This is a genomic window from Pricia mediterranea (assembly GCF_032248455.1).
In the GTDB taxonomy this organism is placed as follows: domain Bacteria; phylum Bacteroidota; class Bacteroidia; order Flavobacteriales; family Flavobacteriaceae; genus Pricia; species Pricia mediterranea.
In genome coordinates this window covers 467,710-491,493 of the sequence record NZ_JAVTTP010000001.1, presented here as the reverse complement: position 1 = coordinate 491,493, position 23,784 = coordinate 467,710, and the positions used below count along the sequence as shown (strand labels likewise).

Sequence of the window (23,784 nt, the reverse complement as noted above, 5' to 3'; positions counted from 1 at the left end):
TTAACGAACAAAGCTATGGGTAAACTTAGATATAGAACATGATATCGGTCATGTTCGGCGGCAAATGGCGTTCTGAACAGCGCGAAAGTAGTTAATCGGTCAGTCCGTAAACCTGCTTTGCGATTTCCAACTCTTCATTCGTGGGGATTACCAACACCTTGACCTTGGAATCCACTGTGCTTATTTCCCGTAGGATGTCGGACCTCTTGTCGTTTTTGACATCGTCAAGCTGAAGCCCGAAGTACTCCATATCGGTACAGATCAATTTTCTTAGCATCGTCGAATTCTCGCCTATTCCCGCGGTAAAGACCACCGCGTCGAGTCCGTTCATGGCGGCGGCGTAGGCCCCGATGTACTTTTTGATCCGGTAGGCGTTCATGTCAAGTGCCAGCAGGCAGGTGGCGTCCCCTTTTTCAGCTCCCGCTTGGATGTCCCGGAGATCCGTAAATCCGGTCAGCCCGAGCATGCCGCTTTTTTTGTTCAAAAGGATATTTACTTCCTCTGAAGTATATCCCAACCTATTTATGAGATGGAAAATGATGGAAGGATCGATATCGCCGCTTCTGGTGCCCATAATCAAGCCCGTAGTAGGTGCGAATCCCATGCTGTGATCCACACTTTTTCCGTCGATGACGGCGGTCATACTGCAGCCGTTTCCTAGATGGATGGATATGATTTTCGGGGATTCCCGCTTTAGATATGCTATCGCTTTCTCGGACACATATTTATGGCTCGTGCCGTGAAAGCCATACACCTTGATCTTATTTTCCGTGAAGTAGGAATTCGGGAGGGCGTATTTACGTGCTTTCACGGGCATGGACTGGTGGAAGGCCGTATCGAATACGGCGACTTGTTTCGCGTTTGGGAATAGCATCTCCGCAATCTGGATACCTTTTAGATTATGGGGATTGTGCAAAGGCGCCAAGGCCGAGAATTCCTGTATTTCTTCCTTGACCTTTTCCGTAACAACGACCGTTTCTGCGTAGGAATCGCCCCCGTGCACGACCCGGTGGCCTATGGTATCTATTTCATCCGTATTTGTTATAGCGCCCTTTACCGGATCGAGCAGCAACCCTGCGATTCGTTGCAACGCCTCGCTATGGGTGGCAATGGCCTCCTGCTCTTTAATCTGTGCGGAGTCTGACCGGTAGATAATCAGGGCGTTAGGGGCTCCGATACGCTCTACTAACCCCGAGCAAATGACCTTTTCGGAAGGCATTTGCATCAGTTGGAATTTTATGGAGGAGCTCCCAGCGTTGATAATCAGGATTTTCATGGCAGTTGGTTAAGGGTTAAAGTGGGTCGCAATAATTTGATTTTTTGGTTTTACCATTATTCCTTTGAAATAAAACGGATGGGATGCAGTGTAGATCAAAGGACGAAAGGAAGGAACAAGAACTATGAAAGGGCACAGGGGTGCTTTCGGCATGGGCCTGCCTTTTTCGGATTTTCAGGACAGGGTTCACGCTATTTTCCTTACTTTTTCCATCAACGAGGCTTTCCAATGCGCCTCTCTCAAATTTCCACAAAATTAAGAAGTACAACCGATTTTGTCACCCGTCACCCGTCATCAGTCCCCGGTCTCTTCTCTCCGTTCACTTATCTTTTGATTCTTGGCTCTTTCGCAGGTCCTCCGTCATCCGTCACCCTTCTCTGTTTCTCTTCTCTCTTTTCTATTACTCAAATCCCCTGCGCCTGTATTGCCGTAATCACCACTGTATTGAAAATGTCATCTACGGTACAGCCTCGGCTGAGATCGTTCACCGGCTTGTTCAGGCCCTGAAGCATAGGGCCAATGGCCAGGGCCCCGGTTTCACGCTGTACCGCTTTATAAGTGTTATTGCCGGTATTAAGGTCGGGAAAAATAAACACGGTGGCCTTACCCGCTACTTGTGAATTCGGCAACTTGCTCTGTCCCACTTTAAGATCTACGGCGGCGTCGTACTGTATCGGTCCCTCGACCTTTAGGTCGGGGCGTTTTCTTTTGACGATCTCGGTCGCCTGCCGCACTCGGTCGACATCTTCGCCACTGCCCGATGCCCCGGACGAATAGGAGAGCATGGCAATCCGAGGTTCGATACCGAAGGCGGTGCTGGTGTCCGCCGAGCTTATCGCAATTTCCGCCAGCTGTTCCGCATTCGGGTTGGGGTTGATGGCGCAGTCACCGAAAACGACGACCCGATCGGGTAGGCACATAAAAAACACGGACGATACCAACGAGACCTCCGGTTTGGTCTTTACGAACTGTAAGGCGGGCAGAATCGTGTGCTGGGTGGTGTGTATAGCTCCTGAGACCATCCCATCGGCATGGCCCTGATAGACCATCATGGTGCTGAAATAGGAGACATCTTCCATCAGGTCGCGGGCCATGGTCAAATCCACGTTCTTGTGTTTCCGCAGCTCGTAGAGGGTTCTAGCGTAATCCTCAAAATTGGGGGAGGCAACGGGATCAACAATATCGACTTTTTCCAAGTCCAAGACCAGCTCCAGTTTCCCCATCTTGTCCACAATCAGTTCGCGATTTCCCAACAATGTGATCTTTACGGCATCGATATCCGTCAGCAACTTGGCGGCGGTCAAGATTCTCGGGTCCGTAGCCTCGGGCAGTACAATATGTTTTTTATGGGTCTTCGCGCGCTTCAGCAGATTGTACTGAAACATTCTCGGGGTAATGCCATCTGCCTGAAAGGTGACCAGGCTCTCTGCCAAGGCATCGGTGGAGATATATTTATCGAAATCGCTAATGGATGTCCTGATTTTATCGGTATTCTCGGCGTACATCTGTGATTTGATGGCACCGATGCGGTTTGCCATCGCAAAGGTGCCGCCCTTGACCGAGATGATCGGGACCACTTCGGAAAGGCCCTCGATCAATTTTTGTATGGGTTCCTCGGGAACAATGCCCCCCGTTAGCACGATGCCGGAGATGGCAGGGTAATTGGCCGAAAGGTTCGCCTGTAAAGCCCCTAGAATAATATCGGCCCTATCGCCCGGAGTGATTACAAGCCCGTTTTCATTGAGGTGTTTGAGGTAGTTGCGCAACTGCATGGCCCCGACGCTGAATCCGTTGACCTGGTTGTTGACGTAGTTTTCCCCAAAAAGGATCTTTCCGTTCAGGCTGTCGCAGATTTCCTTGACCGAAGGGTTCGCCAATAAGGGATTCAAGGGGATGGCATTGACCAAAACCGAGCTAGGAAGTTGGTTTCGCAGTCCGGTAACCACAAGGTCAACATTTTCCGGAAGTACTTTGTTCCCGATAACCGCTAACACCTTTACGCCCTTATCCTTAAAGGTATCGTAGGCGATTTGAAGATTGCCGACCAGCCCTTCCAAGGTTTTTCCCACCCCGCTGGCCAAGAGGATGGCGGGAATGCCCAGGTTTTTCGCGATGACTACGTTGATGTCGAACTCGATGATGGTGCCTTCCCCAGAAAAACTGGTGCCTTCCACCAGCACAAAATCGCAACGCTCCTCGACCGCTTTATACTTCTCGATAATCTTGCCGATGATTTCGTCATCCCGGTCCTCGTTCTTTCTTTGTATGACTTCGCTGCGGGTAAAGGCATATGCATCGGAGAAGGGAATGTCGAGATTAAAATAGGTGGAGACGGTATTGATATGGTTATCGATGCCGCCAGGCTCGAAATCATCGATAATCGGCCTAAAATAACCTACTTTGGCGGCTTTGCCCAACAACAATTGCATCAGCCCCAATGAGATGATGGATTTACCGCTATCGGGTTCGGTAGTGGCAATATACACTGCTTTGCTCATGAAGAGAATTTTTCGATGGCAAAGATAGCGGTATGGCCTTTTATTCGAATGGGATTTCGGATAAAATATATTCTAGTGCTAGGTCAACCTATCATGGCCTACGGGCAAGACCTTATACCGCAATATTGTCGGTCTTGTCCATCCTTTCCCAATTGCGATGCTGGGCTATGGCGTTGATGAAATCGTCAACACTGCCGTTGATGAGAATGGCTTTATCCTCCTTGTTATCCGCGAAGGCACATTTCTCCAGAACTTGCTCCCCTTCGTTATCCACCGCTATCGCCTTACAATGTTTAAAGGTTTCGTTGACAAACTTGACGAATTTGGATTTCTTGAGCAGGGCATCGACGGATTTTTGTCCCCCGGGAACATACACGGCATCGTATAGCACACTTTCCGTGGTCATGATGGAGGCATCTACCTCATGTTCCATGTCGGTATCACAAGTCACCGTACCACCGTGGGGAGCGATAATCTTGACCATGGCATTTTCTTTTTCCAAAGCGGATTTCATCGTGTCAAAGTCCTCCATGGAGAATCCGTCGCCCACCAAACAGGCGATCTGCCGCGTGGCGATCGTATCGAATTCGTTGTTCGCCTGGCTCAGGGCGGGAGCCTTGTCCAGATAATTCTTTTTCTTCCCCGGTTGATGGTCTTCCACCTTGGCATCGGCCCCTATGGCCTGATTGATGGGGCGTTCGATATCCTCGGGAATATCCAGTCCCAAATTCGCCGCCACCTCTTCCGCCAAATCCTCGTCTATTTGTGCCACAAGCCACAGCATCCGTTGTTGGATATGTTTATGGGTGCACTTACCGAGTTCGAAGGAATAGGCTTCGACAACGTGTTTCTTTTCCCAATCGGCCAAACTTCTGTAGAAAAGTGCCGGCTGGGAGAAGTGGTCGCTGAAGCTTTCGCTGCGGGTTCGGATTTTTTTGGCATCGATCCGCTCTTGATAGCTTTCAAAGCCCCCTTTGTCAACCGAAGAAAGATGGGGGCAACCGCCGCCCAGCGTATTGGGGAAGTAAGCCGTTTGGCCTTTCGGAACATCCATCTGCATATGACCGTCCCTTTGGTTATTGTGAACGGGTGCCACCGGCCTATTGATGGGAATTTGATGGAAATTGGGAGAGCCCAATCTCGAAAGTTGGGTATCCCTATACGAAAACAAGCGCCCCTGTAGCAAGGGATCGTTGGTGAAATCGATTCCCGGGACGATGCTTCCGGGAAGAAATGCTACTTGCTCCGTTTCGGCAAAGAAATTTTCCGGATTCCGGTCGAGTACCATCCTTCCTATACGCTGAACGGGCACCATTTCTTCGGGAATCAGTTTGGTAGGATCTAAGAGATCGAATTCAAATTTGTGCTCATCGGCTTCGGGAACGACCTGTATGCCGAGTTCCCACTCCGGAAACTGACCTGCCTCTATGGCATCCCAAAGGTCCCGACGGTGAAAGTCGGAATCCGCGCCGCTAATTTTTACGGCCTCGTCCCAAGTTACGGAATGTACCCCTAACTTTGGCTTCCAATGAAATTTAACAAAATGGGCCTTTCCCTCTTCGTTGATCAAACGGAACGTGTGGATACCAAAACCTTCCATCATCCGAAAACTGCGGGGAATGGCCCGATCGCTCATCAGCCATATCTGGTTGTGCAAGGTTTCCGGGGTCAGCGATACAAAGTCATAAAAGGTGTCATGGGCCGATGCCGCCTGGGGTATTTCGTTATTGGGTTCGGGCTTGACCGCATGGACCAAATCGGGAAATTTCATGGCATCCTGAATAAAGAAAATAGGCATGTTGTTTCCGACCAGGTCCCACGTGCCTTCCTCGGTATAGAATTTGACCGCAAACCCGCGTACGTCGCGGGCCAAATCGGTGGAGCCTTTAAATCCGGCCACGGTGGAGAAGCGAACGAATACCGGTGTTTTTCTCGAGGTATCGGTGAAAATACCGGCCTTCGAATACTTTTCAATGCTTTCGTAGAGCTCGAAATACCCGTGGGCACCACTTCCGCGGGCATGTACGATTCGTTCGGGGATACGTTCATGGTCGAAACTGTGGATTTTTTCCCGCAACAAAAAATCCTCCAATAACGTAGCGCCCCTAGCACCTGCTTTTAGCGAATTGTTGGTGTCGGTTACCTTGAGTCCCTGTCTCGTGGTCAAAGGCTTGTCCTTACCGTCAACGGTAAACTTGTCCAGTTGCTCTTTTTTTGCATTGTCTTGGTTCGATTGGGATTTGTCCTTGGCCATTTTTCCTGTCTTTAGGTTTGACTATACGATTGTAGCTCCCATTACTGGGTTTAAGTAATAGACCTTGAAAGTAGGTAAGGGTGCAGAATCGGTGTAACCCAATCCGAAGTTTTATTGACCCGATTATAATCGGCATCCTGAAATTTGTGGGTAGCCTTGGATACCTAAACCGAGGTAGTTCGATTTGCCTGCAACCTTATCCATTTGACATGATGGCAAAAACTAAGGTAAGAAGTAGCATAAAGATGATAAACAAATTGTAATGTCGGCGTTTGCGTCTTGTTTTGGGAGATTTCATACAGTTCTTTTATTACTAGCTTCAATGATAACGCGAACTTTGGTGATTCGGTATAGATAGATGGGATTGCAGGTGTTTTTAAAATTTTGTATATCTTGGGGCATCCTAAACAACGTCCCCAATAATGAGCTGGCTTGAAATAACAACGTTGATTCTCAATTTGTTGTTCTGTGTTCCTACGCTGGCTTCGATGACCACCTTAGATATGTGGTGGGTCAGGGGGTTCGACTTTCCAAGGGTTCAAATATCCGTCTTGATCTTATTGAATATTATCCTTGCCCTATTTGTCTATGATTTCACCGAGACCTGGCATTTTATCGTAATTGGAGCTCTAATCTTTAGCTTGATGTATCAGTTCAGGCTAATTTTTCCCTATACCGTTCTGGCCAATAAACAGGTGATAGAGTATGACGGACCGGAAAATGACCAAAATATTTCCATTTTAGTGTGCAACGTGCTGACCCCGAACCGGGGCTATAAAGCACTGAAAGAACTTGTCAAGGATGAAGATCCTGACCTATTTCTCACCTTAGAGACGGATAGTGAATGGGAGAAGGCTTTGGAACCCTTGGAAGATACATACATCCATAACGTAAAGGTTCCGTTGGATAACCTGTACGGGATGCACCTGTATTCAAAACTTCCCTTGAAGAATATGGAGGTCAAATATCTGGTCAAGGATGATATTCCCTCCATCCATGGTACGTTGGAACTTCACGGTGGTAAGAAGGTCGCCATTCATTGCCTGCATCCTAGACCTCCTAGTCCCACCGAAAGCGATACCTCGACAAATCGCGATGCGGAACTATTGTTGGTCGCCCGTGAAATCGATCCGGAGGCGGGACCTAGACTGGTGTTCGGAGACTTTAACGATGTCGCCTGGTCCAGAACGACCCGGCTGTTCCAAAAAATAAGCGGACTGCTCGACCCGCGGCAGGGGAGGGGTTTCTACAATACCTACCATGCGGATTATCGGTTGCTGCGATGGCCTTTGGACCATGTTTTTCATACGGACGACTTTTCCCTCGTGGATCTCCGTCGGGCCAGAAATATCGGTTCCGACCACTTTCCTATGTATATCAAACTGAATTACACGCCTGAGGCGCAATGGAAGCAGGATGCTCCTGAGGCCGATGACGAGGAAAAGCGATGGGCCGACGAAAAAATTGAAGACGCAGAATGAGGTTTTCATTCGCCATAAAATGCGTAAAATGCTTATTATTTAAGCAAAACTGTTATATTCCTGTTTAGGATGGGGATATATTTGGCGCTTTACGATCAGTGAACCTGTAGGCTTCTGCGTTCTCTAGGTTTTTTGAATTCTGAAGAAAGCTGCGTTACTTGATTCCCTCCCTGGTAAAGAAGCGCGATTGCCTTGAAACATCTCTCCGAAGTCGGACACAATCATGGAAAAAGGGAATTAACGGAAAGAGGTACAAAATGAAAACATTCTATGTGAGTTCGTTACCATTGCGGGACGTGATATCGGATGTTGCCAGGGAATTTGGCACGGATGTTACCGAAAGTTGTGGAATCTTTGAGGTGAAAATTCCCGAGTTGTTCGGGTGTGGAACTATAACCGGTACTGATTTCGACGATGGGCTCGGACTCATCAGATACGACTGCACCTTCAAAGAAGATGTCATTTTTGAATACTCCCTGGACAAGGTCCATCCGGTGAAGTTCCTTTTCTGTTTGGAGGGTGATATTAGCCATAAATTTATGAACGAGTCGGACTGGCATGAAATCCCGAAGTACAAGAATGCCATTGTGGCCAGTTCGGCCTACCACGGTCATTCTGTGCGGTTCCGGGCCGGGCAGCGTACCCTGTACAACAGCTTGGAGCTGGAGCGCAGAAAATTTCAAGGCAAGATCAGTTGCGAGCCCCATGCCATCGCCAAATCATGGCGGGACATGCTCAATGACGTCACCGCCAAAAAAACATTCTACCACGACGGATTTTACAGTTTGAAACTATCGGGACTGTTCGAGGAATGGAATTTGTACGATCGTACCGATTTTCTAATGAAGCTGTACCTAGAGGGTTTGGCCTATAAGATTCTAACCCTGCAAATAACCCAATTTCAAGACGATATCAAGTCGGAGGGCAAAAAGACCTTGCTCCGGAAATCCGAGCTGAAACAACTGATGAAGGCGGTGGAAATTATAGAGGATAGCTTGGAAGATTTGCCGACTATCAATGACCTCGCTTCCGAAGTCGGCCTTAATGCCAATAAGCTGCAACAGGGTTTTAGAGAGATGTATGATAAGACCGTAAACAAATACATTCGCGAGAAACGATTGGAAACGGCCAGAACCTTGCTGCTCAATACCGATGATACCCTTAGCGCAATTGCGGCAAGGGTGGGCTATAAAAGCCAAAGTTACTTATCCAAAATGTTCCGGGAAAATTACGGTTTGCTTCCCTCGGAATTTCGTCGCGATAAAGAGCAGAGAAAATTTCGTCCGGATGAGGGACTAAATTTGAAGGAGCCGTACAACACCTAGTAAAAAATCTCTCCCTACGGAGAACCTTTCAACTGCCGCATGTTGTGGTTTAATCGCGCTTACGAGTCAATCCCCCTTATTTTCATTATCCTTAGTCCCAATACTGCTAGGCTTTATGCCATTGCTGTATCTCTTTGCGTAAACGTAGGTGAACTCCGCGCCGAAAAAAAGGATCAAACAGGAGTAAGAGGCCCATAGTAGAATGAGTACTATAGATCCTGCGGCCCCATAGGTCGATCCGGGCTCCATTTGGGAAAAATAAAGACTTAATAGCGATTTACCGATGATAAAAAGCAATGCGGTCAAGAATGCGCCTTTCCATAGAATTTCCCACTTGATCTTGACATCGGGCAAGTACTTGAACATGAGTGCGAACAGCAAGGTTATAATCCCTATCGAGACGATGGTATCGATAGCATAGGCCAAATAGACCAAAAAATCCGGAAAGTTCGAGGTGATAAAACTGCTTAGTGCGGAAACCGCGGTAGTCATTACAAAACTAATAAGCAATAGAAAACCGATAACCAAGATAAAGGCAAAGCTTCTGGCCCGGTCAATGACTATCTTTTTGACGGCCGCATTCGGATCGGGTTTAATTGCCCATATCTGGTTCAGCGATATTTTTAATTGATAAAAAACACCGGTTGCGCCATAGAGCAGGGTTGCGATTCCGATTATGGTCGATATGGTATTCTTTTTTTCATTGCCGGCTTCCGCAATCATGTTGGCGATGGCTTCGGCCGTATCCGCTCCCAAGGCCGCGGTGAATTCTTCGTTCATCTCGCCCTGTACTACCTCGGTGCCCCAAATACTTCCCACGATATTTATGATAATTACCAATAGTGCGGGTAATGATAATACGGCGTAATAAGCCACGATGGCACTCAACCGAAACGGTTCGTCTGCAATCCATTCCCTGTAAGTCTCGACCATCAGCGAAGGTACATCCCGCCATTTGAAGTTTTGATCAGTGGGGTCGCCCATAATTTGACTATCCCTCAATTTTTTTCTTCTTCTTTTTGTCCTTCAGATATTTATAGCCCAAATAAAGAAATTGGGCACCCACAAGGGCCAAGGTTATCCTGCGACTTTTTGTGATGGCGGCAGCTAAGCCGAATAGTTTTGATTTCATTTCGAATTGCAGTTTATGTTGATATGATTTAATTTACAAAGGGCATGATGTACACTACCCCTTTTATGTAGAAAGCAATATAAAAGTTTTGACCGCAAATTGTATAGAAATAATGCAATGAGTTAATCTTTGGTCCTAATGAGTTGGTATTGGTGAAGTTTCCGCTCTTATCGGTAGAGAGCGTTCTTCACCAAGTGACGATCGCCCTGTGAGCCAACGTAACTTCTTTTAATTGCCTACTGCCGAAACCCCAGCAGCAGCGGAAACAGCGGTCAGTATAAACTGTAAGGCCAACGCCATTACTACTTGTGCAAAAATCGCCATAGAGAAATTTGGAGCCATGATAATATCGTTAACTGGCAAAACTGACTCCAACTTTATAAGGCTGCCGATAATAATCCATGCCTATAATTGTTATTTATATTAAAAATGGTTCTTAGAAAGATTGGATGGATTTCTCACAAATTTTTGCATGGCGGACTCAATTCCACCAAAAGTTGACAATATCGAGATAAGTTCGGTAAGTCGATATCGAAATTTCATTCATTGATTGTAGTGAAGCGATTACTAGCCCTTCTCTTGATGTTCCATTTCCGCTAATTGTTGCACCTAAACCGTAAAACTATTTTTTCAATGATTAAGTTTAGAGGCAAGAGTTTTATTTTAGCGGAATAGAACATTCAGCATGATGGCGGGCTCCAGATCCTAGTTTTATCGCAGCTGCAATTTAGAACAAGAACTATGAATTTATCACGATATACTAAACGGGCTATTTTAGGTGGATGTCTCGCCTTGGGCGTGGTGGCCTTAGGTACGTTTTTAATGGGACATCTCAGTGGTTACGAAGCGAAGGTTTTAATCAAATCGAGCCTGGGCGGATTGAACACTTTGAGTAATACAATTGTATTGGCCTCAGCTACGATTCTGGCATTGATGCTCACCCTATTGGGAGTAAGTGCTAGTACTTCTTCTACCTTGAAGAAAGACCACTATGAACATATTATGCAATTGGCCAAGCTCGACACGATCATCTTCATAGTAGCACTGGTCTTCTTTTTACTTTTCAACCTTCCGGTTACGGAAAGCGAAAATATCCCTCAAGACTGGTTCAAGGTTCTTTACTATATTACCTTAGGTGTGACCTCGCTCTTGAGCGCGGCCCTAGTGGTCGTGGTTCTTATGCTCTACAATACCATCGTCAATATCATTAAAATCGTAGGGCTGGGCATGACCGACCACCCTTTGGCCGAATCTGAGGAAGAAGCGAATGGGGAGTGATGGGTGCTGTAAAGCGTGATCTAAAGAACGGATGTCGTAATTTTTTTTGCGATATCAGATTAAAATGGGAGAACGATAATACGATTTAGACCGAAGAATCAAAAAAGGTAGTCCCCGATACCACTAGGCCAATGATAATTATAATCAAAAAAACTATAACTATGACTGCCGCCACTTTGGTCACCCTAGATTTTTGGAATATATAGTTTCTCTTCTCGTCGTGTTCTTCCTTGATGAATTCCGTATCCTTATCGTCTTCTTTTCTATCCATGGTTAAATGATCTTTGCGGCAGCCCGGATTCCCGAACACCGGATTGAACAATTGCGTATACGCCCTTTTTGAACTTTACGGCAAGATAATTTTTTCCAAATAAGCTTAAGATTCCAATACAGTTGATATTTGACTGTATCGAAAAAAGTTTCTTCTTAAAAAATCCTGCATGATACGGTAGATTGATCGTTCTAGCGGAGTATTAGCGCCAATATTACAAAAGAAACCCTCTCAAGATGCTGAGAAGGTCTGTGTGTATTTTGAACAATTAAATAATTTAGTTTACATTTTCCATAGCGGTGAAGTTAAATTTCTGTCCGCCGACGGAAACATCGGCCATCAGGCCCGCCTTGGGCTTGACGATAACAATTACCCCATCGTTGTAATTGAGGTTCTCGGACACGCCCGACTTGACAGCGGTGGCCGAAACTTCACCGGAGAACTCAAAGTCCCCTGTCTTGAACCTGTTCAGGGCATCTTCGGTCTCAAAGAAAATAATTTCGATGACCGCTTGGCCTCCGACTTGGAAACCAACATCCACTTTTTTTAGGTCAGCCATCCCAACAATCGCTCCGTTTTCATAGACGACACCATTGCCCGATGCGGCCCCTAGTATAAAACCGCCTTCACCAACGTTGGGGAAAATTACGTATCCCTGTGCGTTGTCAAAGTAGTCTTCAAGACCCTCGGCCTCGGCGATTACCGTTTGTTTTGCCTTATCGGCATCGGATATGATTTTTTTTTCATCTGAATTTTGCGCAAAAATTCCGACCGTCATGGTCAGCAGTATTGCTGTCGTTAATACTTTTAATGATTTCATAGTTTTGTCCTTTTATATGTTCATATTCTTGGTAAAATTATAATTTAGCGGTCCGCCTTGTTATCGCAAAACGTAGTTTTATTAGTCGGATAGCCAAAATAAACCCTAAACCTTTTTTTTTTCGTAAGTGTTTCATTTGAAGGTATATACCAGCTTGGTCCCCACCTGCCCTGAACTAGATGTACTCCGATAAAATAGCCTCCAATCCAAGATGCATGCCGGAAGATAACGAGGGCCAGAGTAACGAACTGTCTTGAGGCAACTTACCGATATGGCGTTTTCTTAAAGTGAACTGCCTTCAAATTGCTTACATTTAGGTTTTAGCAAAACAAGTGAGTCTTCCATGCCAATAAAACAAATCGTAAAGGGGTCAATAGAGCGGTTAAAAGCTGTTTTGGCCCCTGCTTTTGACCAGTATAGCCGACATCTACCCTATATTATCACAACTGCGATTGCCTTGGTCGTGGTAGTAGGCAGTATCAACTTGTTTGTTGAACTTACGGATGGACTGAAAGAGGGAGAATTGTCCGCCATCGATTCTCAAATTACAGATTATATCATCTCTTTCCGCACTCCCGCCCGCACCGAGTTTTTTATATGGTTGACCCACGTGGGTGACATTTATGGATATTTGATCATCGGCGGCATCTTTATTTTTCTGTCTGCCGTGGTGTTCAAAAGCTGGAAGTACATCGCGCAAATTGGTATCGTTCTGATATTGGCCACACTGTCAAATATGATGTTGAAACGATTTATAGATCGTGCCCGACCTGATATCGAACATTTGGTTTCAGTAGCGACCTTGAGCTACCCTAGTGGCCATGCGATGAGCGCCATGGCCTTTTACGGGTTTCTTATTTATTTGCTGTACCGATTTAAAATGAACCGATTTTTAAAAGTGGCCGCGATTATATTCTTTATTCTTCTGATTCTTAATATCGGAATTAGCCGCGTTTATCTCGGGGTTCATTTTCCAACGGACATCATCGCAGGATTTATAGCTGGTTTCATATGGGTCGTTTTTTGTGTTCTGGCGTTCAATCTGATTGAACTTTTCAGGCGGGACCCCCAGACTTGATAAGAAGTTTCGGTAGGCGGGCACTGTATAGGGCGGATGGATTGGATTCTGAACTACTTTTTTTATCTATTGAGTTAGATATACCACTGAATATTTTTGATTTTTAGGGATGTTTTTTAATCAACTTCTAACTATGCGCTATCGATTATGGTCTATGAACTATTTATTTTTACTGTCCAGGTTGGTGAAACGGTGCTTACTGGTATCGGCGAAGAACCTGATTTTGGATTCTCTCCCGATTTTTTTTACAAAATAGTATTAGCAACGATAGCTGGATTGTTCATCGGTATTGAACGGGAATACAAGGGCAAGGATGCGGGACTAAAAACCAACATGCTGGTCTCGGTCGGCGCCTGTGTTTTTGTAATACTCTCCTTACAATTTCAGGGCGGAAAGTTCATAGATCTGACCCGGGTATTGAGCCAGGTCGTAACCGGAATCGGTTTCTTGGGAGCAGGGGTGATTTTAAAAAAGAACAATACGGTACAGGGCCTGACCACGGCCGCCACGGTCTGGTGCAGTGCGGCGGCGGGATGTATAGCGGCACTTTATCTGGTGACAGATCTGGCATTGTTTACCGGACTTGTGCTGGTGGTCAATCTTATTTTTGGACTTGTAGGTAAGAAAATAGGATAGTATTGGCGAAAGGCGGAGTTTGGGTCCATGCCTGATGGACCTGCCCCGAGGGAGTTGACCTCGGGATGTTCGATGGCACTCAGAACTTTAGATACCGTGGATCACAGGAGAACACTGATTCGAAACGGGGTCTCCGCTTAAATAGGCATCGTGTGGCTCACGGCTTCTTACAAAACGGGCCGGAGAACCATAGACGACCGCATGGCAGCCGACGTCTTTGACGACCAATGATCCCGCACCAACGACACTGTGCTCGCCAATGCTGATGTTTTCGATGACTCTTGCTCCCAACGACAAGGCGGAATATGGTCCTAAAATTAAATTGCCACCAGTACACACACCGGAAGAGATGCTTGAAAAAAGCGCCATATTTCCATCATGCCCAAGCGAAGAGTTAGTATTGACAATGCAGAAGTTTCCAATTCTTGAATTGCAGTTCACAATGGCACCTGGCATTATGACGCTCCCTTTTCCTATCGATACATTTTTACCGATTATTGCCGATGGATGAATGGTGGTTACAAAGTGCAACGAAGGCGCAATTTCCGCGATTTTGTCCACCATCAGTTTGCGGGTAAAATTATTGCCGATAGCAACTATCGCATTATCTATCCCGAACTTGTCCATCAAAAGTGGCAGTTCATTTTCCGAGCCCAATATTTCATAGCCATTGATATAGGTCCCTTTTGGTTTGAAGGAATCGACGAATCCGACGAGCGTGAATTTACCTTCCTTTTCCAGACAGTCCATAATCATGCCGCCGTGTCCGGAGGCTCCAATAATAACCACGTTTTTCATTTTTATGGGCTTTAGTATACTCGGTAATCAACTTGGTACTGGCTTAAATTTCGTGTTTGGTTAATATCTCGGTCTGGTCAATATAAGCTCTGAAAGTGGATTAAATTCCCAAATTATCATAAACTTGAACCTTGCCAAGCCTAACTTTCTTCACAATTTTTAAATCTCCGTAAAGTTCAACCATTTTGATAGTCCAAAACGATGAAATAGTATCTCTTTTGAATTTGACCGATTTAAAAGCTTCGTGGAAAGAACGGGCATATTCGCCTTTGGACTCATTGACCTTCGGCAATTGGGGAAAGGCCCCGGAACATGTAGGGCATCTAAATCATATTGTAGATAACAGGCATATCGGATTATTCGAGCTCCATAATCTTGATATTTTGAAATAGACTTTGCCGGGATGGTCTTGAAAGCAAATCGATCTTTTTTCATGCTTGCCGGAATAGTGCCATCGTGCTTCCCCCAAATAGGGAAAGTCTGCGGACCGGCTAAACTTGCTGTCCGCGACCATGGATTCCCATTGGGGACCCTTGTCTACTAGCAACATCCGCTTGATGGATCGCAGGACCCGGAAGCTTTGATTTCTGATTCATCTGTATTGTGCCTCACCGCGTCAGTGCCATCTTTTTCTGCATAAACCGTTATACTGAAAATGCCTGTTCCACCCTTATTGAAAAGTCGTAGTTCTTGTTCGGAGAGGTATTTGCCAAGAATATCATCGGGTATGGCGATGGGTTTCTCTTTTTGTACTTTGATGTTCTGAAATCCTTTATCCTCTAACATCCCAAGGTACTCATCTTTTTGCATGGCTCCTGCCACGCAGCCTGCATACATTTCGGCATCCGATTTTAAGGCATCGGGTAGCTCTCCCACCAGAACAATGTCCGAGATACTGAAATGCCCTCCTGGTTTCAGTACCCGGTAAATCTCGGAGACCACTTTTTCTTTTACGGGAACCAAATTGAGCACACAATTGCTCACGATTACATCCGCAACGTTTTCGTTAACGGGCATGGCATCGATATCACCTTCCCTGAATTCTACATTATTATAACCCAACTTTTCTGCGTTGCCCCGGGCTTTTTCGATCATTACGGGGGTGAAATCAATTCCGATTACCTTGCCCTCACTGCCTGTTTCGTGCCGTGCGACGAAGCAGTCGTTTCCGGCGCCGGAGCCCAAATCGATTACCGTATCCCCTTTCTTAATCTGGGCAAACTGGGTCGGGAGTCCACAGCCTAATCCTAAATCGGCGTCGGATACGTATCCGTCTGTTTCGGAATAATCGTCCATCATAATATTGTACACTTTGTTCGAGGGGGTAGTCGCACCGCAACAAGACGCTGCATTTTCCACCTTTCCCTGCTCGGCAATCTTAGCGTACCGCTCCTTTACGATATTTTTTAGTTGTTGTTCTTCTTTCATGTTGAATGCTTTTGATTAAAAGTTTTAAATTCCACGCGCCATCTTACCCGTGCGCTCGAAATGTGTACGAAACATTTTTGACGCTCCGTGCTATAAAATAATCTTCGAAATTCGTTAAAGCTCGTTTCATGGTTCGTGAACGTTGAATCATAATTTAAGAGGAAAGCCCCGAAGGTCGTGGCCTTTCGATGATGTGTATTTAACAGCACGTTTCCTTTGGAAGGTCCTGGTCCAAAAAATGATGCATCCTTTTTTTCATCTCGGTCCAGTTTTTTCGGTCGATGCAATAGCAAACACTCGTGCCCTCCACAGTACCTTTTATGAGACCTAAGTGTTTCAATTCCTTTAAATGCTGGGAAATAGTAGGTTGTGCAAGTCCGATTTTATAGACCAAATCGCCACATACGCAGGTGTCGATTTCGAAAAGATGTTGTAGAATGGCTACCCGCGCCGGATGTCCAAAAGCTTTGGCGAAAACAGCTATTTCATTTTGAAGGTCCGAAAACTTTTCGGTTTTTGTTGCGCCCATTTATCCTTATTAGATTCATCGCAAAATTACGATTAAAAGATGGAAGAGGCAAATTACGGGATGACCATAAAAGGGATGTTCACATGAAACCCTAATTTTTTGATGACCGGTTCTATGAACATGCGTTCGAAGAACGTGTGCTTATTTCGGATCATGGCCAAAATTTTAATTTCTTTTTTCTTCTGAAAATTGTTGATGGCCGCAATGACTCCCTGATCGGGCAAATCATGAAATGAGTGGGATATTTCCGCGAAAATGACTTTCAGCTTTTTTTTGTTGCTTTCTTGAATATCGGCCAATTCGAAACCCGAAGAAACGTGGATGATTTCAAGGTGACTCTTATGATTCTCGGCAATGTCCACGAGTTGCTGCAATTGCTCCTGCGAATAATCCGGTATATAGTCGGTAGGAAAAAGAATTTCTTTCGGATTTTCATATTCAAATTCCGAAGGAACTGCGATGACCGGGCAGGTCGTTTTTTTAATGAGGTGCACCGTGTTGGTGCCGAAAAGAATTTCTGTGGCCCCGGTAGCACCTTGTGTACCCATTATTACAAGATCGGCTTTTTCGTTTTCAATAGTTTCCAGAATTTCGTAAATCAGTGTATTAAAGGCGACATGGGTTATAAAACTATGCTTTTGGTTGCCGAATTCCGATTTGATCTTATCGCGCAATCCATTTAGTCGGTTCGCGGCCTCCTGACGATGGCGATCGCCCAAGCCGAACTGCGCAGGACTCTGCATGACGTATTCCATCTGATATACCGGAGGGGTGTATGTGTGCAACAGATAGAAGGTCGTTTCTATATCCTTGTATAGCTGCACCGCGTATCTAATAGCATTGAACGCATTATCGGAAAAATCAGTAGGCAAAATTATTTTTTTCATGATACAGGGTTTGGAACAAATTTAAATGATAAAAATGTCAAGCCCCATGATATTTGTCAGGTTGTTGCAAGCCGGTTTCAAACCGGGAACATTTGCTAAGCATTTTCTACTATGCCATGGTATCGTTCGTTATCCAGAAAAGTTGGGTTATGTAAAGTAGGGATTTACATCGGTCAATGATTCAATCAAGATATGACGATCGTCATAATCTGGGCTGGGATCGATGCTTACCTTTGAATGTATTCGTAAAAACAACCTTAAAAATTGAACGATGGATAGATCAAAGGCCAGAGTCTCCAAAAAAAATAGCGACCTAACAAAATATGGACTCAAAAACGTGACCGCGAAGTGGAATTTGGAGGGCGAAGCACTTCAAAAAATCACCTTGGAAAAGGGAATGGGCACCGAAACCGAAAACGGAACCTTGTGTGTCAATACCGGAAAATTTACGGGACGGTCGCCGAAAGACCGATTTTTGGTCAAAGATGACTACACGGAGGATAAAGTCTGGTGGGGGAGGACCAATAAGCCTATAGCCCCGGAGAATTTTGACCGGCTTTATCAAGAGGTGGCCAGTTACTTGTCGGACAAAGAAATCTACATTCGGGATGCGTATGTCTGTGCCGATCCGAAATATCGAATGAACGTACGGACAATCACCGAATATCCCTGGTCCAATTTTTTTGTCAAGAACATGTTCCTCCGTCTGGAGGAAAACGAATACGAAGATTTTGAGGAAGAGTGGCTGGTGCTCTGCGCTCCCGGTTATGAGGCGAAAAATCCGGAAACCTTCGGTATCAGGGCGGGCAACTTTTCAATTTTGAACTTCACCAAGAAAATCGCCCTGATTGGCGGATCGGCCTATACTGGAGAGATGAAAAAAGGAATTTTTTCGGCCCTGAACCTAATCCTTCCTACCGAAAAAGACGTATTGCCGATGCACTGTTCGGCCAATGTGGGCAAGGACGGGGATACGGCCATCTTTTTTGGCCTATCCGGTACCGGGAAAACCACGCTCTCCGCAGATCCCGACCGCAAGTTGATCGGGGACGACGAGCACGGTTGGACGTCGGACGATACGATATTTAATTTTGAGGGGGGATGTTATGCCAAGGCCATCGACCTTAGTGAGGAGAAGGAACCGGATATCTATCGGGCCGTACGTCCCGGCGCTCTTCTAGAAAATGTAGTGTTCAAACCGGGGACCAATGAAGTGGATTATGCCGATAGTTCAATTACCCAGAATACCCGGGTCAGTTACCCGATCGAACATATCGATAACATTAAGGTACCTTCCCACGCCGATAATCCCGAGAACATTTTCTTTTTGACCTGTGATGCCTTTGGCGTCTTGCCGCCCGTTTCCAAACTGACCCCCGGTCAGGCCGCTTACCACTTTATTTCCGGGTATACCGCCAAAGTTGCTGGCACTGAAGCAGGAATCGACGAGCCGGTCCCTTCCTTTTCAGCCTGTTTCGGGGAACCTTTCATGCCTCTGCACCCCACATTCTACGCTGAAATGCTGAGCAAAAAAATGAAAGAGACCGGGGTCAATGTCTGGTTGATCAACACGGGATGGACCGGGGGGCCCTACGGGGTCGGTTCGCGCATCAAACTGAGATACACCAGGGCCATGATTACCTCGATATTGGAGGGCGAACTTGAAAAGGTAGATTATGACCAACATCCTATTTTCGGACTGCACATGCCTAAGTACTGTAAAGACGTGCCTTCGGAAATGTTAGATCCCATGAACACTTGGTTACAGAAAGGGGCCTATGTCAGCAAGGCCATTCAATTGGCGCATTCCTTCCACCTGAATTTCGATAAGTTTATCAATCAGGCCTCCGATGAGATTATGCACGGGGCCCCCTTGATCGACGCACACCAAATTTTGGATCCCCATCTTTAAACCGTTTACAATGAGTGTTTTGGATGCCAAAATTCCCTTGGGCCCCCTATCGGAGAAATGGTCGAACCATAAAAACGGTATCGACCTCGTAAATCCGGCAAACAAAAGGGGGTTGGAGATCATCGTTGTCGGTACCGGCCTGGCCGGGGGATCTGCGGCGGCCACCTTAGCCGAACTCGGGTACAATGTAAGCGCTTTCTGCTTTCAAGATTCCCCGCGTCGTGCGCATTCAGTGGCGGCCCAAGGCGGAATCAATGCCGCGAAGAACTATAAGGGCGACGGCGATTCGGTCTATCGACTTTTCTACGATACGATAAAGGGGGGCGATTACCGTTCGCGGGAAGCCAATGTGTACCGATTGGCGGAGGTTTCTTCCAATATCATCGACCAATGCGTAGCACAGGGGGTTCCCTTTGCCAGGGAGTATGGGGGGCTGCTCGACAACCGCTCCTTCGGAGGGGTACAGGTGTCCCGCACCTTTTATGCCAAGGGCCAGACCGGCCAACAGTTGCTGCTGGGAGTGTATTCGGCCATGAACCGGCAGATTGCACGCGGAAAAATCAGAATGTTCAACCGGCACGAGATGTTGGATGTGGTGCTGGTCAACGGCAAGGCCCGGGGAATAATCTCCCGAAACCTGGTCACGGGAGCCATCGATCGACATGCCGCACATGCCGTGGTCATCGCCTCCGGGGGGTACGGTAACCTATTCTATTTATCCACCTACGCCATGGGCAGCAATGCATCTGCTGCATGGAAGGCCCATAAGCGCGGGGCTTTTTTGGCCAATCCCTGTTTTAACCAAATCCACCCCACGGCGATTCCGGTAGGGGGACCCAACCAGTCCAAACTCACCCTAATGTCAGAGTCCCTACGCAACGACGGAAGAATATGGGTACCCAAAGATCTGGAAGATGCCAAGGCCCTTCGTGAGGGGCGGAAAAATCCCAACGATATCGCCGAGGAAGACAGGGACTATTATCTGGAACGGCAGTATCCCGCCTTTGGAAACCTGGTACCGCGCGATGTGGCCTCCCGGGCGGCCAAGGAACGCTGTGATGCTGGGTATGGCGTGAATGTTACCGGGCAGGCCGTGTATCTGGATTTCGCCTCGTCCATCGAAAGAATGGGCAAAGAACGGGCCAGAACAAAAGGATTGGACGGTAGTGATGCAGCGTTAATCGAGCGCTTGGGCCAGGAGGCCATCCAAGGGAAATACGGCAATCTTTTTCAAATGTATGAGAAAATCATGGACCTGAACCCTTACGAAACTCCCATGATGATCTATCCGACTACTCATTATACCATGGGGGGACTCTGGGTAGACTACAACCTGATGACCACAGTTCCGGGGCTTTACGCCATCGGGGAGGCCAATTTTTCGGACCATGGCGCCAATCGCCTCGGGGCTTCAGCCTTGATGCAGGGGCTAGCCGACGGTTATTTCATCCTTCCTTATACCATTGGGGACTATCTCTCAAAGGATATCGGTACCGGGAAGGTTTCTACCGATACCTCCGAGTTTGAAAAAGCGGAATCGCAGGTAAGGGAACGCATTTCGCAATTGATCGGGAACCAAGGCTCGCGTCCGGTGGACTACTTCCATAAAAAGTTGGGCGCGATCATGTGGCAGCACTGTGGCATCGACCGAAATGAAGAAGGGTTAAAGACGGCGATGGAAGATATCAGGTCCGTTCGCGCTGAATTTTGGGAGGATGTAATCGTTCCCGGAACGGCGGAGGAATTTAATGAAGAACTTGCCAAGGCGGGGCGTTTGGCCGATTTTTTGGAACTGGCCGAGCTCTACGCCAAGGATGCCCTATGCAGGGAAGAATCGTGCGGCGCGCATATGAGGGAGGAACATCGAGGTCCCGAAGGCGAGGCCTTGCGCGACGATTCCGAGTTCGCACATGTTGCGGCCTGGGAGTACAAGGGCCGACCTGGGGAAGCTGAGCTGCATAAAGAAAAACTGGTTTATGAAAATATTGAAATGAAACAGCGCAGCTATAAATAGGGCAGAGGCCTTTTTTGACCTATTTGGCTTTGGAAAATACCCCTCACCGGAACAGATTCGTGCCGGTCTGAGCTTTTAAAAATAGTTAAGAAGATGAAACTGACTTTAAAGATTTGGCGGCAGAAAAATTCCCAACAAATAGGAAAGCTGGTGGAATATGCCCTAAACGACGTCAATCCCGATGATTCTTTTCTGGAAATGCTAGATACGCTTAACTACGACCTGATCGTCAAAGGAGAAAATCCGATAGCCTTCGATCACGATTGCAGGGAAGGTATCTGTGGCATGTGTTCGCTCTTTATCAACGGGCGGCCCCACGGTCCCGATACGGGCATTGCTACCTGCCAATTGCACATGCGTCGGTTCAACGACGGGGATACCATCTATATCGAACCTTTCAGGGCCACTGCATTTCCCGTAATCAAAGATCTCGTGGTCGATCGGTCCGCCTTTGACCGAGTGCAAGAGGCAGGAGGTTACATTTCGGTAAATACCTCCGGGAACCCACAGGAGGCCAACACGCTGCCCATTGAAAAATCGCTTGCCGATGCCGCCTTCGATGCGGCGACATGTATCGGTTGCGGGGCCTGTGTCGCGGCTTGCAAGAACGCCTCGGCCGTATTGTTCGTTTCCGCCAAGGTATCCCAGTTCGCCCTTTTACCACAAGGTAAAGTAGAGGCATCGGAGCGCGTTGCCAACATGGTGAAACAAATGGATCTCGAAGGATTTGGTAGTTGTACCAACACCGGGGCCTGCGAGATAGAATGTCCGAAGGGAATATCCTTGGAAAACATAGCCCGTATGAACCGGGAATACCTAAAAACAAATTTGGGAGGGTAGCGTTAATCCAGCATTTCCGCTTTGTATCACGTACCGGGGGGTACCGGCCATCCGCCCAGTACCATGGAGCGGGGTATTCTAAGGTGCGTAATATTGGGTGGATTAGTTTTCGTGGAATATCAACTGCTGTTCCTCCATAGCCTTAATGATCAGTTTCACATAGTCATCGATCGCTTTTTCTATATCAGTGGGATCTGTAATTTCTATGCTGCCCCGCCAAATCAGGGCCCTCTCCTTGTCCTGACAAATGCAATAGAGCGAAGTCTCGGCGTGGTAAATCGTAAATGGATCATAATAATCCGTGTCGTAATAGAGGTCTTGGTGACTGCGGTAATCATCTCTGAACCGTCCGCTGTAATTACTCCATTGGGCAATACTCTTTCGGAACGAATGCCTGTCTTCCGAACCGATTACCTTTGTAATCAGTACAGCGTCAAAATCCCTATCGATCAACAATTGTTCTACATCATCGAGTTCTTTTTCGGACTTTTCCGAATCCGTAAAGTTGATATCAAAAACGTCGAGGCTTCGCATGGCCTCCACGTCCCTTTTTTCAAACTCTTTCTGCAGTAGGGTTTCGAACTTGCTCTGGCCTTTGTCGTTTTGGGCCATGCCGACAAGCAAAACCTTATAGGCGTGAAAGAGTACGATATCGGGGTTTTTGTAATTCTCGACCAGCGATATATCAGAACATCCATATACAATAAGAACCGTAAGTGCAATAAACTTTTTCATAGGTGGCAGGTTGTTGATTAGGGGATGCCAAGGCCGTTGCGGCCATCAGGGTACCAGATAATTTCCTTTCCATTTCTCGTTCTTTTTAGAAAAACGTATCCGAAGGTGATTGGGGCGCTTCAATTGAAGGTATTCGATTTTGAAGGGAGTGACATCGACCATACAAAAGTAATCGCCTTCCCTTAGATACTCTAATGCGTCGGGGTTGTCAATGTCACTTCCAGGTGCCGTCGCCGTGGTATAATCTTTTTTGGAAGCGGGCCTTATGTTTGTCCAGCGATCGGCTAAGGTAGAGGGGTCTTTTATTATAGTGGCCAATCCTTCGATTTTAAGCTGGAGTAATTTCTTTGGATGATAGAAAAGCAAGCTGACTTTGGGATTTTCTTTAATGTGCAGTATTTTTTTTGAACGCTTGTCGGTATAAAATGTAAGCTTCAATTCGTCGGATATCTCCCGTAAAACGACCGTTCGCAGTCGAGGAAGATGTTCGAGGCCTACCGTGCCCAAGGTAAAAAAATGAAACGGATGCTCTTTTTGCTCCGCCGCAGTTTGCAATTCTTCCTTTAGTTTTTGAAAATATACTTCCATTGCG

21 protein-coding genes are annotated in these 23,784 nt (G+C 46.6%); 8 read left to right on the top strand and 13 right to left on the bottom strand.

Features of this window, described 5'->3' with window-relative positions; genetic code table 11:
• Positions 1 to 91: 91 nt before the first annotated feature.
• The 3 genes from RQM65_RS01995 to RQM65_RS01985 form a co-directional block, all read right to left on the bottom strand.
• Positions 92 to 1,276: an acetate/propionate family kinase gene (locus tag RQM65_RS01995; RefSeq protein ID WP_314012354.1), complete on the bottom strand. Its 1,185-nt coding sequence runs from the start codon at positions 1,274 to 1,276 to the stop codon at positions 92 to 94.
• A 404-nt stretch (positions 1,277 to 1,680) separates the two neighbouring features.
• Complete coding sequence (gene pta, locus RQM65_RS01990) at positions 1,681 to 3,774, bottom strand: phosphate acetyltransferase (RefSeq protein ID WP_314012353.1); 2,094 nt, start codon at positions 3,772 to 3,774, stop codon at positions 1,681 to 1,683.
• 112 nt (positions 3,775 to 3,886) lie between these two features.
• Positions 3,887 to 6,028 carry a catalase gene (locus RQM65_RS01985; protein WP_314012351.1) on the bottom strand — a complete coding sequence of 714 codons (2,142 nt, stop codon included), beginning with the start codon at positions 6,026 to 6,028 and terminating at the stop codon, positions 3,887 to 3,889.
• Between the two features lie 422 nt (positions 6,029 to 6,450).
• On the opposite strand from RQM65_RS01985, the gene RQM65_RS01980 reads away from it, so the two are divergent.
• Positions 6,451 to 7,509 carry an endonuclease/exonuclease/phosphatase family protein gene (locus RQM65_RS01980; protein WP_314012350.1) on the top strand — a complete coding sequence of 353 codons (1,059 nt, stop codon included), beginning with the start codon at positions 6,451 to 6,453 and terminating at the stop codon, positions 7,507 to 7,509.
• 257 nt (positions 7,510 to 7,766) lie between these two features.
• Positions 7,767 to 8,834, top strand: coding sequence for a helix-turn-helix domain-containing protein (locus tag RQM65_RS01975; protein ID WP_314012348.1), 1,068 nt, complete (start codon positions 7,767 to 7,769; stop codon positions 8,832 to 8,834).
• Between the two features lie 66 nt (positions 8,835 to 8,900).
• Here the strand turns inward: RQM65_RS01975 and RQM65_RS01970 are convergent, their stop codons facing one another.
• On the bottom strand, positions 8,901 to 9,818 hold the full coding sequence (locus tag RQM65_RS01970) for a YihY/virulence factor BrkB family protein (protein ID WP_314012346.1): 918 nt from the start codon (positions 9,816 to 9,818) through the stop codon (positions 8,901 to 8,903).
• Between the two features lie 7 nt (positions 9,819 to 9,825).
• Positions 9,826 to 9,966, bottom strand: a complete 141-nt coding sequence (locus RQM65_RS01965) for a hypothetical protein (RefSeq protein ID WP_314012345.1) — start codon at positions 9,964 to 9,966, stop codon at positions 9,826 to 9,828.
• Between the two features lie 741 nt (positions 9,967 to 10,707).
• On the opposite strand from RQM65_RS01965, the gene RQM65_RS01960 reads away from it, so the two are divergent.
• Positions 10,708 to 11,244, top strand: a complete 537-nt coding sequence (locus RQM65_RS01960; protein WP_314012343.1) for a hypothetical protein — start codon at positions 10,708 to 10,710, stop codon at positions 11,242 to 11,244.
• An 85-nt stretch (positions 11,245 to 11,329) separates the two neighbouring features.
• Here the strand turns inward: RQM65_RS01960 and RQM65_RS01955 are convergent, their stop codons facing one another.
• Both RQM65_RS01955 and RQM65_RS01950 read right to left on the bottom strand, forming a co-directional pair.
• Positions 11,330 to 11,515, bottom strand: a complete 186-nt coding sequence (locus RQM65_RS01955) for a hypothetical protein (RefSeq protein ID WP_314012341.1) — start codon at positions 11,513 to 11,515, stop codon at positions 11,330 to 11,332.
• Positions 11,516 to 11,792: 277 nt separating this feature from the next.
• Positions 11,793 to 12,335, bottom strand: coding sequence for a lipid-binding SYLF domain-containing protein (locus RQM65_RS01950; protein ID WP_314012339.1), 543 nt, complete (start codon positions 12,333 to 12,335; stop codon positions 11,793 to 11,795).
• Positions 12,336 to 12,678: 343 nt separating this feature from the next.
• Between RQM65_RS01950 and RQM65_RS01945 the strand changes: the two genes are divergently transcribed.
• Together RQM65_RS01945 and RQM65_RS01940 are read left to right on the top strand one after the other, a co-directional pair.
• The gene (locus tag RQM65_RS01945; protein ID WP_314012338.1) at positions 12,679 to 13,413 is read left to right on the top strand and encodes a phosphatase PAP2 family protein; all 735 of its coding nucleotides are present in this window, start codon (positions 12,679 to 12,681) and stop codon (positions 13,411 to 13,413) included.
• Between the two features lie 147 nt (positions 13,414 to 13,560).
• Positions 13,561 to 14,049, top strand: a complete 489-nt coding sequence (locus tag RQM65_RS01940) for an MgtC/SapB family protein (RefSeq protein ID WP_314012336.1) — start codon at positions 13,561 to 13,563, stop codon at positions 14,047 to 14,049.
• A gap of 87 nt (positions 14,050 to 14,136) precedes the next feature.
• Here RQM65_RS01940 and RQM65_RS01935 read toward each other — a convergent pair whose 3' ends face one another.
• From RQM65_RS01935 to RQM65_RS01920, 4 genes are all read right to left on the bottom strand, one after another.
• The gene (locus RQM65_RS01935) at positions 14,137 to 14,847 is read right to left on the bottom strand and encodes an acetyltransferase (protein WP_314012335.1); all 711 of its coding nucleotides are present in this window, start codon (positions 14,845 to 14,847) and stop codon (positions 14,137 to 14,139) included.
• 540 nt (positions 14,848 to 15,387) lie between these two features.
• Positions 15,388 to 16,275, bottom strand: a complete 888-nt coding sequence (locus RQM65_RS01930) for an arsenite methyltransferase (protein ID WP_314012334.1) — start codon at positions 16,273 to 16,275, stop codon at positions 15,388 to 15,390.
• 199 nt (positions 16,276 to 16,474) lie between these two features.
• On the bottom strand, positions 16,475 to 16,804 hold the full coding sequence (locus RQM65_RS01925) for an ArsR/SmtB family transcription factor (protein ID WP_314012332.1): 330 nt from the start codon (positions 16,802 to 16,804) through the stop codon (positions 16,475 to 16,477).
• 53 nt (positions 16,805 to 16,857) lie between these two features.
• Positions 16,858 to 17,691 (bottom strand): universal stress protein, encoded by an 834-nt coding sequence (locus tag RQM65_RS01920; RefSeq protein WP_314012331.1) that lies wholly within the window; start codon positions 17,689 to 17,691, stop codon positions 16,858 to 16,860.
• 271 nt (positions 17,692 to 17,962) lie between these two features.
• Between RQM65_RS01920 and pckA the strand changes: the two genes are divergently transcribed.
• From pckA to RQM65_RS01905, 3 genes are all read left to right on the top strand, one after another.
• Positions 17,963 to 19,603, top strand: coding sequence for a phosphoenolpyruvate carboxykinase (ATP) (gene pckA, locus RQM65_RS01915; protein WP_314012329.1), 1,641 nt, complete (start codon positions 17,963 to 17,965; stop codon positions 19,601 to 19,603).
• A 10-nt stretch (positions 19,604 to 19,613) separates the two neighbouring features.
• Entirely contained in the window at positions 19,614 to 21,617 is a 2,004-nt protein-coding gene (locus RQM65_RS01910; RefSeq protein ID WP_314012328.1) for a fumarate reductase/succinate dehydrogenase flavoprotein subunit, read from the top strand.
• A gap of 93 nt (positions 21,618 to 21,710) precedes the next feature.
• Positions 21,711 to 22,457: a succinate dehydrogenase/fumarate reductase iron-sulfur subunit gene (locus RQM65_RS01905; protein WP_314012326.1), complete on the top strand. Its 747-nt coding sequence runs from the start codon at positions 21,711 to 21,713 to the stop codon at positions 22,455 to 22,457.
• 102 nt (positions 22,458 to 22,559) lie between these two features.
• Here RQM65_RS01905 and RQM65_RS01900 read toward each other — a convergent pair whose 3' ends face one another.
• Positions 22,560 to 23,192: a hypothetical protein gene (locus RQM65_RS01900; protein ID WP_314012324.1), complete on the bottom strand. Its 633-nt coding sequence runs from the start codon at positions 23,190 to 23,192 to the stop codon at positions 22,560 to 22,562.
• Positions 23,193 to 23,237: 45 nt separating this feature from the next.
• Complete coding sequence (locus RQM65_RS01895; protein WP_314012322.1) at positions 23,238 to 23,780, bottom strand: pyridoxamine 5'-phosphate oxidase family protein; 543 nt, start codon at positions 23,778 to 23,780, stop codon at positions 23,238 to 23,240.
• Positions 23,781 to 23,784 lie beyond the last annotated feature (4 nt).